General features: G+C 69.4%; 14 protein-coding genes. 10 read left to right on the forward strand and 4 right to left on the reverse strand.

Annotated features, from left to right (window positions below; genetic code table 11):
* The 9 genes from G6048_RS40010 to G6048_RS40050 form a co-directional block, all read left to right on the forward strand.
* A partial coding sequence (locus G6048_RS40010; protein WP_206342720.1) for a DUF2797 domain-containing protein occupies positions 1–764 on the forward strand: 764 nt, incomplete at its 5' end.
* Between the two features lie 200 nt (positions 765–964).
* On the forward strand, positions 965–1,189 hold the full coding sequence (locus G6048_RS51645; RefSeq protein ID WP_328828354.1) for an antibiotic biosynthesis monooxygenase family protein: 225 nt from the start codon (positions 965–967) through the stop codon (positions 1,187–1,189).
* A 166-nt stretch (positions 1,190–1,355) separates the two neighbouring features.
* Positions 1,356–2,183: an amidohydrolase family protein gene (locus tag G6048_RS40020; protein ID WP_235990943.1), complete on the forward strand. Its 828-nt coding sequence runs from the start codon at positions 1,356–1,358 to the stop codon at positions 2,181–2,183.
* 207 nt (positions 2,184–2,390) lie between these two features.
* Positions 2,391–3,128, forward strand: coding sequence for a response regulator transcription factor (locus G6048_RS40025; protein ID WP_165344515.1), 738 nt, complete (start codon positions 2,391–2,393; stop codon positions 3,126–3,128).
* On the forward strand, positions 3,128–4,735 hold the full coding sequence (locus G6048_RS40030; RefSeq protein ID WP_165344516.1) for a sensor histidine kinase: 1,608 nt from the start codon (positions 3,128–3,130) through the stop codon (positions 4,733–4,735). The genes G6048_RS40025 and G6048_RS40030 overlap by 1 nt, the downstream gene beginning before the upstream one ends.
* A gap of 26 nt (positions 4,736–4,761) precedes the next feature.
* A complete protein-coding gene (locus tag G6048_RS40035; RefSeq protein WP_165344517.1) occupies positions 4,762–6,177 on the forward strand; it encodes a bifunctional glycosyltransferase family 2/GtrA family protein in 1,416 nt (471 codons plus the stop codon).
* Positions 6,174–8,339, forward strand: a complete 2,166-nt coding sequence (locus G6048_RS40040) for an ArnT family glycosyltransferase (RefSeq protein WP_165344518.1) — start codon at positions 6,174–6,176, stop codon at positions 8,337–8,339. Before G6048_RS40035 ends, G6048_RS40040 begins: the two co-directional genes overlap by 4 nt.
* Positions 8,340–8,486: 147 nt before the next feature.
* Positions 8,487–10,034: a DHA2 family efflux MFS transporter permease subunit gene (locus G6048_RS40045; protein WP_165344519.1), complete on the forward strand. Its 1,548-nt coding sequence runs from the start codon at positions 8,487–8,489 to the stop codon at positions 10,032–10,034.
* 97 nt (positions 10,035–10,131) lie between these two features.
* The gene (locus G6048_RS40050) at positions 10,132–10,914 is read left to right on the forward strand and encodes a TetR/AcrR family transcriptional regulator (protein ID WP_165344520.1); all 783 of its coding nucleotides are present in this window, start codon (positions 10,132–10,134) and stop codon (positions 10,912–10,914) included.
* 71 nt (positions 10,915–10,985) lie between these two features.
* Here the strand turns inward: G6048_RS40050 and G6048_RS40055 are convergent, their stop codons facing one another.
* The 3 genes from G6048_RS40055 to G6048_RS40065 form a co-directional block, all read right to left on the reverse strand.
* A complete protein-coding gene (locus G6048_RS40055; protein ID WP_165344521.1) occupies positions 10,986–11,456 on the reverse strand; it encodes a PPOX class F420-dependent oxidoreductase in 471 nt (156 codons plus the stop codon).
* Between the two features lie 118 nt (positions 11,457–11,574).
* Positions 11,575–13,983, reverse strand: coding sequence for an MFS transporter (locus G6048_RS40060; RefSeq protein WP_165344522.1), 2,409 nt, complete (start codon positions 13,981–13,983; stop codon positions 11,575–11,577).
* A 155-nt stretch (positions 13,984–14,138) separates the two neighbouring features.
* Complete coding sequence (locus G6048_RS40065) at positions 14,139–14,606, reverse strand: MarR family winged helix-turn-helix transcriptional regulator (protein WP_165344523.1); 468 nt, start codon at positions 14,604–14,606, stop codon at positions 14,139–14,141.
* Between the two features lie 321 nt (positions 14,607–14,927).
* On the opposite strand from G6048_RS40065, the gene G6048_RS40070 reads away from it, so the two are divergent.
* Positions 14,928–15,122 (forward strand): hypothetical protein, encoded by a 195-nt coding sequence (locus G6048_RS40070; protein WP_165344524.1) that lies wholly within the window; start codon positions 14,928–14,930, stop codon positions 15,120–15,122.
* 53 nt (positions 15,123–15,175) lie between these two features.
* On the opposite strand, the gene G6048_RS40075 is transcribed toward G6048_RS40070, so the two are convergent.
* Complete coding sequence (locus G6048_RS40075; protein WP_328828361.1) at positions 15,176–15,466, reverse strand: hypothetical protein; 291 nt, start codon at positions 15,464–15,466, stop codon at positions 15,176–15,178.
* Positions 15,467–15,628: the final 162 nt, after the last annotated feature.

The following is a 15,628-nucleotide window of genomic DNA, read 5'->3' on the forward strand; positions in this document are numbered from 1 at the left end:
ACGGGGGTGTGCGGACGTGTGTGGGGGCGCGGGGGAACAGCTGTCCGGTGCGGGCTGTCGTGTCCGGGCGGAGTGTCGGGGCGCAGTGTGAGGAGTGTGCGCGGCTGGAGCGGACGCACTCCGTTGCCGCCGATACCGTCGCCGATGATCCGCGGCCGTATCACGTGTATCTCGCGTGGTTCGGGAGCGGGATGGTCAAGGTCGGGATCACCGCCGTCGAGCGGGGAGAGGCGCGGCTGCTGGAGCAGGGGGCCGTTGTCTTCAGCTGGCTCGGGCGTGGGCCCCTGATGGCCGCCCGGCGGAGTGAGGAGTTGTTGCGTACGGCGTTGGGGGTGCCGGATCGGATCCCGTACGACGCCAAGCGGGCCGTACGCGGTGCGTTGCCGGAGGCGGTGGTGCGGGCGGGCGAGATCGAGGCGCTGCACGCGAAGGCCGTGGGGCTCGCGGGGTGGCCGGAGGCCCTGGAGCGGATGCCGTTCGTGGCCGTCGATCATGCCGGGGTGTTTGGGCTCGACGGGTTGCCGCCGGCTGTGGGCGTGGTGAGTGAACTCGTGGCGGGAGGTGTCGTGAGAGGGGAGTTGGTGGCTGCCGCCGGGCCCGATCTCCATCTGGCCGGCGAGCGTGGGGTCGTCGTGTTGGATACGCGGCTGATGAAGGGATGGGAGCTGAGTGCCGCCAGCCAAAGTGAACCGGCCGGTCCTGTGACGGTGCCCGTGCGGGAGCTCGGCGGTCGGCGGAACGGGCTGCAGGATGGGCTCTTCTGAAAGGCGCTGGACCAACGGTGCTGGACGAAGGGTGCTGGACGTGGTGCGGGGTGCGCGCCGAGAGTGGGGGACATGAGCGATCAATCCAGTGCGCCTGTTGTCGCGCATGTACCTCTCGTCGCGCATGAACCGCCGTACTACGCCGTCGTGTTCACCTCAGCAACGAGTACGGCGAGACGGCCGAGCGGATGGAGGAGCTGGTGAAGGGGATACCGGGGTTCCTCGGGATGGACTCGGCGCGGACGCCGGGCGGGCTCGGGATAAAGGTCGGGTACTTCCGGGATGCCGAGGCCATCGAGGAGTGGCGGGGGGACATGGAGCACCGGGCGGCGCAGAAGCGCGGGCGCGAGGGCTGGTACGAGAGCTACACCGTCCATGTCGCCAGGGTCGAGCGAAGCTATGGGTTCCGGCGTGGGCAGGGCTGAAGGGGAGGAGGGGGCGGCAGCCGGGTCTTCGCAAGAGGACGCCGACCTACGGTCGGCTTCGGACCGCCCCGAAGACAGCCCCGACGTACGGCCGGCTTCAGGCGGTGCTGATGTCCGGCCGGCTCAAGAAGCCGCCGAAGTCCGGCAGTTCTGGGAGCGGCTTGGGCTGCCCGGGCTCGTCGATGTCCACACCCACTTCATGCCCGAGCGTGTTCTGCGGAAGGTGTGGGAGTACTTCGATGCCGTCGGTCCGCTGACCGGGCTTGAGTGGCCGATCACCTATCGAGGTGAGGAGGAGGAACGGACCGCTGTCCTCAGGCAGTTCGGCGTGCGTGCGTTCACCGCCATGCTCTACCCGCACAAGCCGGGCATGGCCGAGTGGCTGAACGACTGGGCCGTCGACTTCGCCCGCCGGACCCTTGACTGTCTGCATACGGCGACCCTGTTCCCGGAGCCGGGCGTGGCCGCGTATGTGAGGAGGGCGGTGGACGAAGGGGCGCGGGTCTTCAAGGCGCATGTGCAGGTGGGGGCGTACGACCCGGCGGACGAACTCCTCGATCGCGCCTGGGGGTTGCTCGCCGAGGCCGGGATACCCGTCGTGATCCACTGCGGGTCCGGACCCGCGCCCGGCAAGCACACCGGGCCGGAGCCGGTCCGGCGGGTGCTTGCCCGGCATCCGCGGCTGCGGCTCGTCGTCGCGCACATGGGCCTGCCCGAGTACGAGGACTTCCTCGACCTCGCCGAGCGGTACGGCGAGGTGCGGCTGGACACGACGATGGCGTTCACGGACTTCGGCGAACGGCTCGCGCCTTTCCCGCGCCGGGCGCTGCCCAGGCTGGATGCCCTCGGCGACCGGATCCTGCTCGGCTCCGACTTCCCGAACATCCCGTACGCGTACGTCCATCAGCTCCACGCACTGGAGCGGCTCGGGCTCGGGGAAGACTGGCTGAGAGCGGTCTGTTACGGGAACGGGGCGCGGCTCTTCGAGCTGTGAGCGTCGCTTCGCGCCAGACAGCCAGACAGCCCGGCAGCCGGATGGCCTGACGGACAGCCGGACCGGACAGCCGGATGGGACAGTCGGGCAGCCGGACAGTCTGGCAAGGGCTTCCCAGGCGTTCCCTGAGTGGCTCCTGTGTGTTTCTCAGGCAATTCACAGGTTCCGCCAAGTGACTTCTCAGAGCCGCCCAGCAATGTGTTGGCTATGACCACGACCTCGCCCCAGGGGCGCACCGAACTGCTGAGGCCGGACGGGAGCCCCGTCCGCGTGCTTGTGGTGGACGACGAGCAGTCGATCACCGAGTTGTTGTCCATGGCCCTGCGCTATGAAGGCTGGCAGATCCGCAGCGCGGGTGACGGGACCGGGGCGGTGCAGACCGCCCGGGAGTTCCGGCCCGATGCCGTGGTGCTCGACATGATGCTGCCCGACATGGACGGGCTGGCCGTGCTGGGCCGCCTGCGACGCGAGCTGCCCGACGTTCCCGTCCTCTTCCTGACGGCGAAGGACGCCCTCGAGGACCGTATCGCCGGACTGACCGCGGGGGGCGACGACTACGTCACCAAGCCGTTCAGCCTGGAGGAAGTCGTCGCGCGGCTGCGCGGGCTGATCCGCCGCTCCGGTGCCGCCGACCGGCGCTCCGACTCCACGCTCGTCGTCGGCGATCTCATGCTGGACGAGGACAGCCACGAGGTGTCGCGGGCCGGGGACAACATCCACCTCACCGCCACCGAGTTCGAGCTGCTGCGCTTCCTCATGCGCAACCCGCGTCGGGTGCTCAGCAAGGCGCAGATCCTCGACCGTGTGTGGTCGTACGACTTCGGCGGCCAGGCCAACGTCGTCGAGCTCTACATCTCCTACCTGCGCCGGAAGATAGACGCCGGGCGCGAGCCGATGATCCACACGCGGCGCGGAGCCGGTTACCTGATCAAGCCCGCGGCGTAATGAGCGGACGACGACAGTTGCGGAAGCAGCGGCGCCGACAGCCTCGGACGCTGCGGACGCGGCTCGTCGTCGCGTCTGTTGCGCTGATCGCGGTGGTGTGTGCGGTGATCGGTACGGTGACCACGATCGCGCTCCACTCCCATCTGTACGAGCAGCTCGACGGCTCGGTGAAGGACGCGGCCATACGGGCTGCCAGCCCTCTTAAGCCGGTCGGCGACCAGCGCGACCAAGACCGCGAGAGCAAGCCGAAGCCGCCGCTGTCGGAGTTCGTCACCCGAGGCCCGCAGCCACGCAACGGCGGTATGGTCGCCGCGAAGCTCACGGGCGACGACATCACCCAAGCCCAGGTCGGCAAGAAGTCCGAGGGTGACGACGGGGTAACTGACCTCGTCCCCGAGTCGCTCACCGAGGCGCAGCAAGTCGCCCTCGAGGACGTGCCGCGGGACAGCAGGCAGCACACCGCCGACCTCCCTGGCCTCGGCGAGTACCGCGTCCAATACCAGAGCGGCGACGGTGACTACTACGTAGGCATGCCCACCGAGGACGTCACAGAGACCCTCAACACCCTCATCCTCGTCGAGGTAAGCGTCACCGCCGCCGGTCTAGTCGCCGCCTCCCTCGCCGGCGCCACCATCGTGAGCGTCGCCCTCCGCCCCCTACGCCGAGTAGCCGCCACCGCCACCCGGGTCTCCGAACTCCCCCTCCACAGCGGCGAGGTGACCCTCAACGAGCGCGTCCCCGAGTCCGAGACCGACCCCCACACGGAGGTCGGGCAGGTCGGTGCCGCACTCAACCGCATGCTCGACCACGTCCACGGGGCGCTGCACGCGCGCCAGGAGAGCGAGACGCGGGTACGGCAGTTCGTCGCGGACGCCAGCCATGAACTGCGTACGCCCCTCGCGTCCATCCGTGGATACGCCGAACTCACCCGGCGCGGAAGAGAAGAGACCGGGCCCGACACCCGGCACGCGCTCGGCCGGATCGAGTCCGAGGCGAGCCGTATGACGGGCCTCGTCGAGGACCTGCTGCTGCTCGCGCGGCTCGACGCCGGGCGACCCCTCTCCTACGAGGACACCGACCTGTCCCCGCTGGTCGTGGACGCCGTGAGTGACGCACGCGCGGCCGGGCGCGAGCACAACTGGCGGCTCGAGCTGCCGGACGAACCCGCACTCGTGCAGGCCGACGCCGCCCGTATTCAGCAGGTCATGGTGAACCTGTTCGCGAACGCCCGTACGCACACCCCGCCCGGCACCACGGTGACCGCACGCGTGCACCGGCGGGGTTCCTGGGTGTGTCTGGACGTCCAGGACGACGGGCCCGGCATTCCGCCGGAGTTGCTGCCGCGTGTCTTCGAACGGTTCGCGCGGGGCGATTCCTCGCGCTCGCGCGCCTCCGGGTCCACCGGTCTCGGGCTCGCCATCGTGCAGGCCGTCGTGGCCGCGCACGACGGTGCGGTGACGGTCGACAGCGTGTCCGGGCGGACCGTCTTTACCGTGCATCTGCCCGCGTCGGCACCGGAATCGGCCCCTTCTCATGAGGCCTTCATTTCGGAAACAAGCTCGCAAACGTACTCACAGGCACACCACAGCACCACCACACGGGTGTAACAGGGCACCTGACGACAGTCGTCGTCATGCGAACCGAACCTTCTCCCGGCTCCCTGCCGGCGCGGGAGCACCTCCCGGCCGGGAACGCCGGAACGCCTGTCCTGGACGTAGTGATCCCCGTCTACAACGAGGAGAAGGACCTCCAACCGTGCGTGCGCCGACTGCACGAGCACCTCGCTCGCACCTTCCCGTACGCGTTCCGCATCACGGTCGCGGACAACGCCTCGACGGACGCCACCCCGCTGGTGGCCGCGCGGCTGGAGGCGGAGCTCCCGGAGGTCAGGTCCTTCCGCCTGGAGCAGAAGGGCCGCGGCCGGGCCCTGCGGACCGTCTGGTCCGCCTCGGACGCCCCGGTCCTCGCCTATATGGACGTCGACCTCTCCACCGACCTCAACGCGCTGCTCCCGCTGGTGGCCCCGCTGATCTCGGGCCACTCCGACCTCGCGATCGGCTCGCGTCTGGCCCGCTCCTCGCGGGTGGTGCGCGGCGCAAAGCGGGAGTTCATATCCCGTACGTACAACCTGATCCTGCGGGGCTCGCTGCAGGCCCGCTTCTCCGACGCCCAGTGCGGCTTCAAGGCGATCCGGCGGGAAGTGGCTCAAGCGCTGCTGCCCCTCGTCGAGGACACCGGCTGGTTCTTCGACACCGAGATGCTGGTCCTGGCCGAACGGGCCGGACTGCGCATCCACGAGGTGCCGGTCGACTGGGTCGACGACCCGGACTCGACCGTGCACCTCGTGAAGACCGCGACCGACGACCTGTTGGGCGTGTGGCGCGTGGGGCGCGCCCTCGCCACCGGCTCGCTGTCGCTCGACCGGCTCGCCCGGCCGTTCGGTGACGATCCGCGCGACCGCGAACTGACCGGCGTACCCACGGGGCTCGCCCGCCAGCTCGTCGGTTTCTGCGTCGTGGGCGCTCTGTCCACGCTGTTCTATCTGCTGCTCTACAGCGGCTTCCGTACGTTCACGGGGTCGCAGTTCGCCAACGCGCTCGCCCTGCTCGTCTCGGCGGTCGCCAACACGGCGGCCAACCGGCGCCTCACCTTCGGCGTCCGCGGCAGCGAGCGGGCGATGCAGCACCAGGCGCAGGGCCTGGTCGTGTTCGGCATCGGCCTCGCGCTGACCAGCGGCTCACTCGCCGCCCTGAACGCGGCGACGACCGACCCCGCGCACTCCACCGAACTGGCGGTGCTGATCGCCGCCAACCTCGCGGCGACGGTGCTGCGGTTCCTGCTCTTCCGGGCGTGGGTGTTCCCGGACACGGACACGGACCGGGACCGGGGCGACCACACGCCGTCGACCGTCGTCGTCTCGCACACGCCTGGCACGCCTGTGTACGCGACGACGCCTCAATCTCCGTACGACAACCGAAACCGGGGGGACGCGACTATGCAGCTGCAGCCGGTGCGCCCGAACGATCACGATCTGAGGAACGCACGATGACTACGCCTACGACTACGCCTACGACGGCGACTCAGTCAACTGCCGTACAGGAGACAGTGGTTACGCCACTGGTGGCCCCCGAGGACGGCAGCCCCAAGCAGCCCTTCGTACGCCGCCTGTGGCGCGGGAGGCCCGAGGACCACCGCTGGACGCGGCCCGCGTTCCTCGGTGCGCTGCTGCTGATCGGCGCGCTCTACACCTGGAACCTCACGGCTTCCGGGTACGCCAACTCCTTCTACTCCGCGGCAGTTCAGGCGGGCAGCCAGTCCTGGAAGGCGTTCTTCTTCGGCTCGCTCGACTCGGCGAACGCCATCACCGTCGACAAGCCCCCGGCCTCCCTGTGGCCGATGGCGCTGTCGGTGCGGCTGCTGGGCCTGAACTCCTTCGCGATCCTGCTCCCGCAGGTGCTGATGGCCGTCGCCACGGCGGGTGTGCTGTACGGGGCCGTGCGCCGCCGGTTCAACGCCACGGCCGGCTTGATCACCATGGCGGTCTTCGCGCTCACGCCCGTCGCCGCGCTGATGTTCCGCTTCAACAACCCGGACGCGATGCTCGCGCTCCTCATGGCCGTCACGGTCTACTGCGTGCTGCGCGCCATGGAGAAGGCGCAGACGAAGTGGCTGGTGTGGGCGGGTGCCGCGGTCGGCCTCGCCTTCCTGGTGAAGACCCTCCAGGCCTTCCTGATCCTCCCGCCCCTCGCGCTGATCTACGTACTCTTCGCACCGACGACCCTGCGCAGGCGCATCGGCCAGGTCCTCCTCGCGGGCCTTTCGATGGTCGTCGCGGGCGGCTGGTGGGTCGCGATCGTCGAACTGTGGCCGGCCTCCTCGCGCCCGTACATCGGCGGCTCGCAGAACAACTCCTTCCTTGAACTGACCTTCGGCTACAACGGACTCGGCCGCATCAACGGCGAAGAGACCGGCAGCGTCGGCGGCGGGGGTGGCGGCTGGGGCGAGACCGGCTGGGACCGCATGTTCGCCTCGAACATCGGCGGTCAGATCTCCTGGCTGATCCCGGCGGCGCTGATCCTGTGCGTCGCGGCCGTGGTCCTGCTGCGCAGGGCCGGGCGTACAGACACGGCCCGCGCCGCGTTCCTCGCCTGGGGCGGATCGCTGCTGATCACCATGGTGATCTTCAGCTTCATGCAGGGCATCTTCCACGAGTACTACACCGTCGCTCTGGCCCCCTACATCGCGCCGCTGATCGGCATGGGCGCGGTCGTGCTCTGGGAGGAGCGCGGCAGGACGTGGGCCTCGCTCACCCTGGCGGGCTCGATGACGGCGACGGCGACGTGGGGGTACGTCCTCCTGAACCGTTCCTCCGACTACCTGCCGTGGCTGAAGTGGCTGGTCCTGGTCGGGGGGCTGGCCGCCGCGCTCGGCTTGATCTTTGTGAACAAGCTCGGTCGTCAACTGGCCATGTGGGTCGTGGGGTTGAGCTTCGTCACCGCGCTGGCCGGTCCGACGGCGTACAGCCTCAGCACGCTGAACGAGGGCCACTCCGGCTCGATCGTCACGGCCGGTCCGACCGTCGCGGGTGCCCGCGGTGGCCCGGGCGGTGGTGGCATGGGCGGCGGTCCCGGCGGGGGCGGTATGCCCGGCCAGAACCAGCAGGGCCAGCAGGGCCAGCAGAACGGCAACGGTCGGACGGGACAGCCGCCGACCGGGGGTTTCCCGGGCGGCGGCATGCCCGGTGGCGGTCAGAACCAGCAGGGTCAGCAAGGCCAGCAGGGTGGCACGCCCGGCGGCCAGACGGGCGACGGCGGAGGCATGGGCGGCGCCGGCGGCATGGGCGGGCTGCTCAACGGCGCGACCGTCAGCGACGAGGCCAAGGAGCTGCTGGAGAAGGACTCCGGCGACTACACCTGGGCCGCCGCGGCCATCGGCGCCCAGAACGCCGCGAGCTACCAGCTCTCCACCGGCGACCCGGTGATGGCGATCGGCGGCTTCAACGGCAGCGACCCGTCACCCACGCTGGCCGAGTTCAAGCAGTACGTGGCGGACGGCAAGATCCACTACTTCATCGCAGGAGGGGGCATGGGCGGCGGCAACGACAGCTCCGGCACCGCGTCCCAGATCAGCGAGTGGGTGCAGGAGAACTTCAAGGAGGTGACGGCGGGTTCGTCCACCTTCTACGACCTGACGCAGCCGACGAGCAGCTGATGAGCAACTGACGGTCTGAGGAGGTCCCGCGAGGGCGGTGACCGAGGCGAGAGTGCCTCGGTCACCGCCTTTTCGTGTTGTACGGCGTATGGGAGTTGTTCTACGGTGTACAGCTACCACCTCCCGTACGCCGTAGAAGGGGCACCCATGACGGCCGCGACGACCGCCGAGACCGCCCAGGCACCTCCTCAAGGCCACCCCCAGCGCTGGCTGATCCTCACTGTGATCATGCTCGCCCAGCTCACCGTGATCCTCGACAACACCGTCCTGAACGTCGCGATCCCTTCCCTCACGGACGAGTTGGGCGCGAGCACCGCGGACATCCAGTGGATGATCAACGCGTACTCGCTCGTGCAGTCCGGGCTGCTGCTCACGGCAGGCAGCGCCGCCGACCGTTACGGCCGCAGGAAGATGCTCGCCGCGGGCCTCGTCCTCTTCGGTACGGGCTCGCTCTGGGCGGCCTTCGCCCAGTCGTCCGCGCAGCTCATCGCCGCCCGTGCGGGCATGGGCATCGGTGGCGCGCTGCTGATGACCACGACGCTCGCGGTCGTCGTGCAGATCTTCGACGACACCGAGCGCGTGAAGGCGATCGGCATCTGGTCGACCACCAGCTCCCTCGGTTTCGCGGCCGGTCCGCTGCTCGGCGGCTTCATGCTGGACCACTTCTGGTGGGGATCCCTCTTCCTGATCAACATCCCCGTCGCGCTGATCGGCCTCGCCGCAGTCATCAAGCTGGTGCCCGAGTCCAAGAACCCGCAGGGCGACCGCCCCGACCTCCTGGGCGCGCTGCTCTCGACGATCGGTATGGCCTCGGTGGTCTACGGGATCATCTCCGGGCCCGAGCACGGCTGGACGTCGGCGCAGGTGCTGGTGGCCGCGGCCGTCGGCGTACTGGTCCTCGGCGCGTTCGTGCTCTGGGAGCTGCACATTCCCTACCCCATGCTGGACATGCACTTCTTCCGCAACCAGCGCTTCATCGGCGCCGTGGCGGGCGCGATCCTGGTCGCCTTCGGCCTCAGCGGCTCCCTTTTCCTGCTCACCCAGCACCTCCAGTTCGTCCTCGGTTACGAGCCCTTGGAGGCAGGTCTGCGGCTGGCGCCGCTCGCCGTGACCGTCGTGGTCCTGAACCTCACGGCCGTCGGCGCAAAGCTGCACGCCAGGCTCGGCACGCCGGCGACGATCGCGGCCGGTATGAGCATGCTCGCCGGAGGCCTCGCGGTGATCGCGCTGCTGGGCGGTGACGACTACAACGGCATGCTGGCGGGCCTCGTCATCATGGGCGCCGGCATCGCGCTCGCCATGCCCGCCATGGCGAACGCGATCATGAGCGCCATCCCGCCGCAGAAGGCGGGTGTCGGGGCCGGGATCAACGGCACGCTCGCCGAGTTCGGCAACGGTCTGGGGGTGGCCGTGCTGGGCGCGGTCCTCAACGCCCGCTTCGCCGCGCTGATCCCGGTCGCCGCGGCCTCGCTGCCCGCCGCGCTCGCCTCCGCGGAGTCGCCCGGCGAGCGGGCGCGGATCATGGACGCGTTCTCCTCTGGCCTTGAGACCAGTCAGCTGGTGGGGGCCGCTGCCGTGCTCCTCGGAGGGCTGCTGGCGGCCGAGTTGCTGCGGCGGGCGGAGCGGGCCGATTCCGCGGGCTCCGCGGAATCCGAGTCCGAGTCCGAGTCCGTGGACTCGGCGAAGCCTGCGTAACGATGTTCCGTAGCGGCACGCATAGCATCAGGCCGCGTTGCGTCAGATCGCGTTGCATCAGGCCGCGCTCTGTAACGAGCTCCGAGGAAGGTGCGCCATGGTGAGGGCAGGCGACCGGGACCGGGCCAAGGGCTCGGCGCGGACCAGCGTCTGGCTGGAGGGAAAGCCGCGGGCGGCGGCTCGGGGTGGTCAGCCCTCCGGGCTCGACCGCGACCGGATCACCCAGGTGACGGTGCGGCTCCTCGATGCCGAGGGGCTGGCCAAGTTCTCCATGCGCCGGCTGGCCGCCGAGCTGAACGTGACGGCGATGTCGGTGTACTGGTACGTGGACACCAAGGACGACCTGCTCGAACTCGCCCTCGACTCGGTCTACGGCGAACTAGAGCTGCCCGACCCGGAGTCGGGCGAGGACTGGCGCGACCAGCTGCGCGCGCTCGCGAGCGGGTACCGCGGGCTGCTGGTGCGCCACCCCTGGGTGTCGCCGCTCATCGGCAGCTTCCTCAACATCGGTCCGCACTCGATGGAGTTCTCGCTGTGCGTGCAGCATGTGATGCGCAATACGGGGCTGCCGGCGCACGGGCAGATGGGTGCGATCTCGGCTGTCTACCAGTTCGTGTACGGGTTCGGGACGATCGAGGGGCACTTCAAGCAGCGGTGCGCTTCCGCGGGCATGACGCAGGACGAGTACCACCACCAGGCCATGAGCACGATCCGCGAACAGCCCGAGTTCGCCAAGGACTTCGATCACGCCACGGAACTCATGGAAGCGCGGGGTGGGGACACGGTGGAGGAGATGCGGGAGCGGGACTTTGGGTTTGCGCTGGAGCTTTTGGTGGCGGGCATCGAGACGATGACGCTCCGCTGGGAGGGCGGTTCGTAGGTGCGGGTGCGTTGTGGCTGACGGGCTCCGGGAGCGCCCCGTAAGGGCACGGGGCTGGGGAAAGAAAACCCCTACTCCTGTGGAGCCAGCCGCGCAGGGAAGCCGCCTGTCGCGACCGGCCCCCACCGCACCGGCGTGACCCGGATAATCGACTTACCCTGCTTGAGCATCGCGGCGCGGTACTCATCCCAGTCGGGATGCTCACCCGCGATATTCCGGTAGTACTCCACGAGCGGCTCGACCGAGTCCGGCGGGTCGACGACCTCGGCCGTACCGTCGACCTGAACCCAGGGCCCGTTCCAGTCATCGCTCAGAACGATGACGCTGACCCGCTCATCCCGCTTGGCGTTACGCGTCTTGGCCCGCTCGGGATAGGTCGAGACGACGATACGACCCGCGTCGTCGACACCGCAGGTCAGCGGCGAGGCCTGCGGACTCCCATCGGCCCGCCGGGTGAGCAGCAGGGCGCGATGGCGGGGACGTACGAAATCCAGCAGCTCGTCGAGGGAGACGGATGTGTTCGTAGCGATGTTCGGTGCCATAGAGGCAGCCTAGGGTGAACGGTCCTCGAACCGCCCGCCTGGATGCTCGTAAATTGAACCGGCCCGTGGGGCGCGCCTGAAGCTCAGGATGCGCGCACCACGGGCCAGGGCCTTCGAACTACTCGCCAGGATGGCCGAGTTCGATGTCATGGTCGTCTACACCGCGCCCGTTCACGGTCAGCGCCGTCGCCACCGGCGGGTAACCCGTCGCGATGACGGTGTACTCCCCGCTGTCCAGATCGGCGAAGGCGTACGCCCCGTCCTCCCCGGTCGTAGCGGTGCCGACCACGTTGCCCGCCGCGTCGACGAGCGTGACCCGGGCATCGGCGAGGGGCCCGTGCGGCGCCCGTACGATCCCCCGCAGCCGGGCGCCCGCCGTGAGGTCGACCTCGACTCGGGTCACTCCCGCGGCGCCGACCTCGACCGGCAGGGCGGCCGGCCGGTGACCCGCCGCGTTGACGGCGACGGTCACGGTGCCGGGGACCAGCTCGGCGAAGTCGAACTCGCCCTGCTCGCCGGTGTTTCCGGTGGCCAGCACATCACCGCGTACGTCCGTGACGACGACCATGGCGTCCTTGACGGGCACACCGCTCGCGGCGTCCCGCACCACACCACTGAGCCCGCTCGTACCGCTCACGAGGATGTCGTACGAGACCGGCTCGTCGTTCACGACGATCGTCGAGGCCTGCGGCTGGAACCCGTCGGCCGAGGCGATCAGGACGTACGATCCCGCCCCCGGCGCGTCCAGCGCATAACCACCGTCCGCGTGCGTGACCGAGCGGCCCGACTGCCGTCCCCCGAGGGAGATCAGCGTGACGGCGGCCCGGGCGACGGGCGTGCCCTCGGCATCGTGTACGCGCCCGCGCACAGGTATGCCACCGCCCGCGCCCCCGGATTCCGGGGCGTCGACAGTCGCGGCAACAGCGCGCGTCTGCTCGACCGAGGCCTCTTGCCCAACGGCAGCCGAAGCCGAAGCCGGAGCTGGCGACGGCGACGGGGATGCGGCCTCGGCAGCCTGCGCCATGCCGCCCCGCGTCCTCAGCGGGACCTCCTTGATGAACAGGGCCATGAGGAGGGCGAGCAGTGCCAGAGGCGCGGAGTACAGGAAGACATCCGCGACCCCGTGCCCGTACGCGCTCTCCACGACCGTACGGACCGGTGCGGGCAGTGCGTCGAGGTCCGGGATGCTCCCGTCGCCCGTGCCGGCGTGCCCGAAGGACGCGGCTCCTGAACCGAGGCCCGCGAGGCCGTCCTTGACGTAGTCGGTGATCCGGTGGGCCAGGACCGCGCCCAGTGCCGAGACGCCCATGGCACCGCCGAGGGACCGGAAGAAGGTCACCGTGGAGCTGGCGGCGCCCAGGTCGGTGGGGTCGACCTGGTTCTGCGTGCAGAGCACCAGGTTCTGCATCATCATGCCGACGCCGAGACCCAGCAGGGCCATGAAGATCGCGATGTGCCAGTACTCGGTGTCGTATCGCATCGTGCCCAGCAGGCCGAGACCCGCGGTCACCAGCACGCCGCCGCCGATCAGCCAGCCCTTCCAGCGCCCGGTCCGGGTGATGACCTGGCCGGAGACCGTCGAGGCGACGAACAAGCCGCCGATCATCGGGATGGTCATGACGCCGGACATGGTCGGCGACTTGTCCCGGGCCAGCTGGAAGTACTGGCTGAAGAACACGGTGCCCGAGAACATCGCGACACCGACGAACAGCGAGGACAGGGAGGCCAGCGTGATGGTGCGGTTGCGGAACAGCCGCAGCGGGATGATCGGCTCGCTCGCCTTCGCCTCGACGAGCACGAAGAGCAGCCCGAGCAGGACCGAGCCACCGACCATCGCGTACGTCTGCCAGGACAGCCAGTCGTACTTGTCCCCGGCGAAGGTCACCCAGACCAGCAGCAGGCAGACCGCGGCGGAGATGAGGAAGGCGCCGGCCCAGTCGACCTTGACCTTCCGCCTGACCACCGGGAGGTGCAGGGTGCGCTGGAGCACGATCAGGGCGATCACGGCGAACGGAACGCCGACGTAGAAGCACCAGCGCCAGCCCAGCCAGCTGGTGTCGGTGATGACACCGCCGACCAGCGGGCCGCCGACCATCGCGGTGGCGAAGGTGGCGCCGAGGTAGCCGTTGTACCGGCCGCGCTCCCGCGGGGCGATCATCGCCGCCATGATGATCTGGGCCAGTGCGGACAGTCCGCCCATCCCGATGCCTTGCACCGCGCGGAACGCGATGAGGGTGCCGGGGTTCTGCGAAAGGCCTGCCGCCGCCGAGCCCAGCACGAAGATGACGAGGGCCAGCTGGATCAGCAGCTTCTTGGAGAAGAGGTCGGCGAGCTTGCCCCACAACGGGGTGGACGCCGTCATCGTCAGCAGCGACGCGGTCACCACCCAGGTGTAGGCGCTCTGACCGCCGCCGAGATCGCCGATGATCCTGGGCAGGGCGTTGGAGACGATCGTCGACGACAGAATCGCGACGAACATGCCGAGCAGCAGCCCGGTCAGCGCCTCCATGATCTGCCGGTGCGTCATAGGAGCGTCGCCGGAAGCGCCGCCGCTGGAGGCGCCTCCTGAGTGCGATGGGGGTCCCCCCGCTCGAGCGGAGCCGAGAGTGGGGGAGTGAGAGCCCCGCACACCCGTCGGTGCGGTCGTGGCGGCCATGAGTTTCCTTCTCTTCTTACGTTCCGTCATGTCACGTCTGGTGTGGGGGTGGACGCCGCCGGCCGGCAGACGTCGAAACTGGCACGCAGCCGTCCGAGCAGGGAGTTGAGCTGCTCGACCTCGTCGTCGGACCAGTCCCCCAGGTAGTGGGCGAGCGCGTGCGTGTACCGCTCGGCGATCTCGGCGAGCATGTCCCGCCCCGCGGGCGTGAGCCGCAGGATGCGCGACCGTTTGTCGGAGGGGTCGGGGGACCGGTCGATCCACCCACGCTCCGCGACATGGGCAACATGCCGACTGGTCACCGACATATCGATGGCAAGCAGCTCCGCGAGCCGGCTCATCCGCATCTCCCCGTGCCGCTCAAGAAGCGTGAGCACGGCAACGGCCCCCGCGGGGCACTCGTGCGGCAACACCCGCCCGAGCCCGCGCTTCACAGCTCCGATGGCACTGAGCTGGCGGGCGAGCTCTTGGTACTGGTCGCGAGCGGCGGCCATCACACCCTCCTTCGTTGCTCTAGGCAACCATAAGTTGTTTGGTTGCTACAGGCAAATGAGTGGGGGAGGAGTGGCCTTAAAACCTTGGCAAAGGGGCACCTGCGACCTAGGTGCGCTTTCCAACGAGGCCCCAGCCACAACCAGCCCGTCTGGGGCACCTCCCAGCGGTAGCTGGGGGAGTTTGAGGACGAGGCCGTTCAGGCCGATACGGGGCCCGGGGGCGGAGCCCCCGTGGCGGCGCCACCGAGTCAGGGTGACCAGCACAAGCAGACGGCACCCAGCACTTGGGCAAGCCGGAGGCATTCGCTAGGGTCCAGGGCCATGGCAAACACCCAGGGCCCCCAGGGCAACAACGACCCCGCGGGCAACACCCAGATGTTCCGCGCCTTCGTCGACGAGGCCCCGCAGGGCCGCCGCCAGCAGGCCGCCCCGGCAGGCCCCCGCATCGGCGTGATCGTCGCCGTGATCGCGGCCGTAGCGATCGTGGCCGGCGTGGCCTGGCTCGCGTTCATGTAACTCGGGTACGGCGACAAACTCGGGTACGGCGACAACTCCCGTACGCCGGAGCCCTACTCCCACCGCACGGACACGTCACGCGTCTCGATGTGCATGCCCAGCGGCACGCGCCACGCGTCGACGCACACCGTCCAGGTCTTCTCCTTGCGTGCCCCGGCGTTGACCGGTACGGGAAGCTTCTCGGCCGACTTGATCGTCGCCCAGTCGATGCCGAGCGAGTCGATGATGTGCGTCTCGAAGGTCACGGTGCCCGAACGCACCGCGCTGCCCCCGGTGTTGTGGAAGTCGAGGGTGACCTTCTCGCACCAGCGCTGGTCAGTGGGTTTGCGGTCGGGTTCGCTCACCTTCAGCGCGGCGGGCGCATTGGGCGCCGTACCACTGCCGTGATCGCTGCCGCCGTCGCCCGCGGACGATGAAGGCGCCGGGCCCCCTTCAGGCCAACCCGCATCTGAAGTTCTACGACGGGCGGCGCGGCTATGTGCGGGTCGAGCTCGGACATGAGGCGG

This window comes from Streptomyces ureilyticus (assembly GCF_011045025.1).
Lineage (GTDB): Bacteria > Actinomycetota > Actinomycetes > Streptomycetales > Streptomycetaceae > Streptomyces > Streptomyces ureilyticus.

Coding starts and splice junctions, on each gene's coding strand:
- G6048_RS40025 (WP_165344515.1), top strand. CDS start 2,391: ATGACCACGACCTCGCCCCAGGGGCGCACCGAACTGCTGAGGCCGGAC.
- G6048_RS40030 (WP_165344516.1), top strand. CDS start 3,128: ATGAGCGGACGACGACAGTTGCGGAAGCAGCGGCGCCGACAGCCTCGG.
- G6048_RS40035 (WP_165344517.1), top strand. CDS start 4,762: ATGCGAACCGAACCTTCTCCCGGCTCCCTGCCGGCGCGGGAGCACCTC.
- G6048_RS40040 (WP_165344518.1), top strand. CDS start 6,174: ATGACTACGCCTACGACTACGCCTACGACGGCGACTCAGTCAACTGCC.
- G6048_RS40045 (WP_165344519.1), top strand. CDS start 8,487: ATGACGGCCGCGACGACCGCCGAGACCGCCCAGGCACCTCCTCAAGGC.
- G6048_RS40050 (WP_165344520.1), top strand. CDS start 10,132: ATGGTGAGGGCAGGCGACCGGGACCGGGCCAAGGGCTCGGCGCGGACC.
- G6048_RS40055 (WP_165344521.1), bottom strand. CDS start 11,456: ATGGCACCGAACATCGCTACGAACACATCCGTCTCCCTCGACGAGCTG.
- G6048_RS40060 (WP_165344522.1), bottom strand. CDS start 13,983: ATGACGCACCGGCAGATCATGGAGGCGCTGACCGGGCTGCTGCTCGGC.
- G6048_RS40065 (WP_165344523.1), bottom strand. CDS start 14,606: ATGGCCGCCGCTCGCGACCAGTACCAAGAGCTCGCCCGCCAGCTCAGT.
- G6048_RS40070 (WP_165344524.1), top strand. CDS start 14,928: ATGGCAAACACCCAGGGCCCCCAGGGCAACAACGACCCCGCGGGCAAC.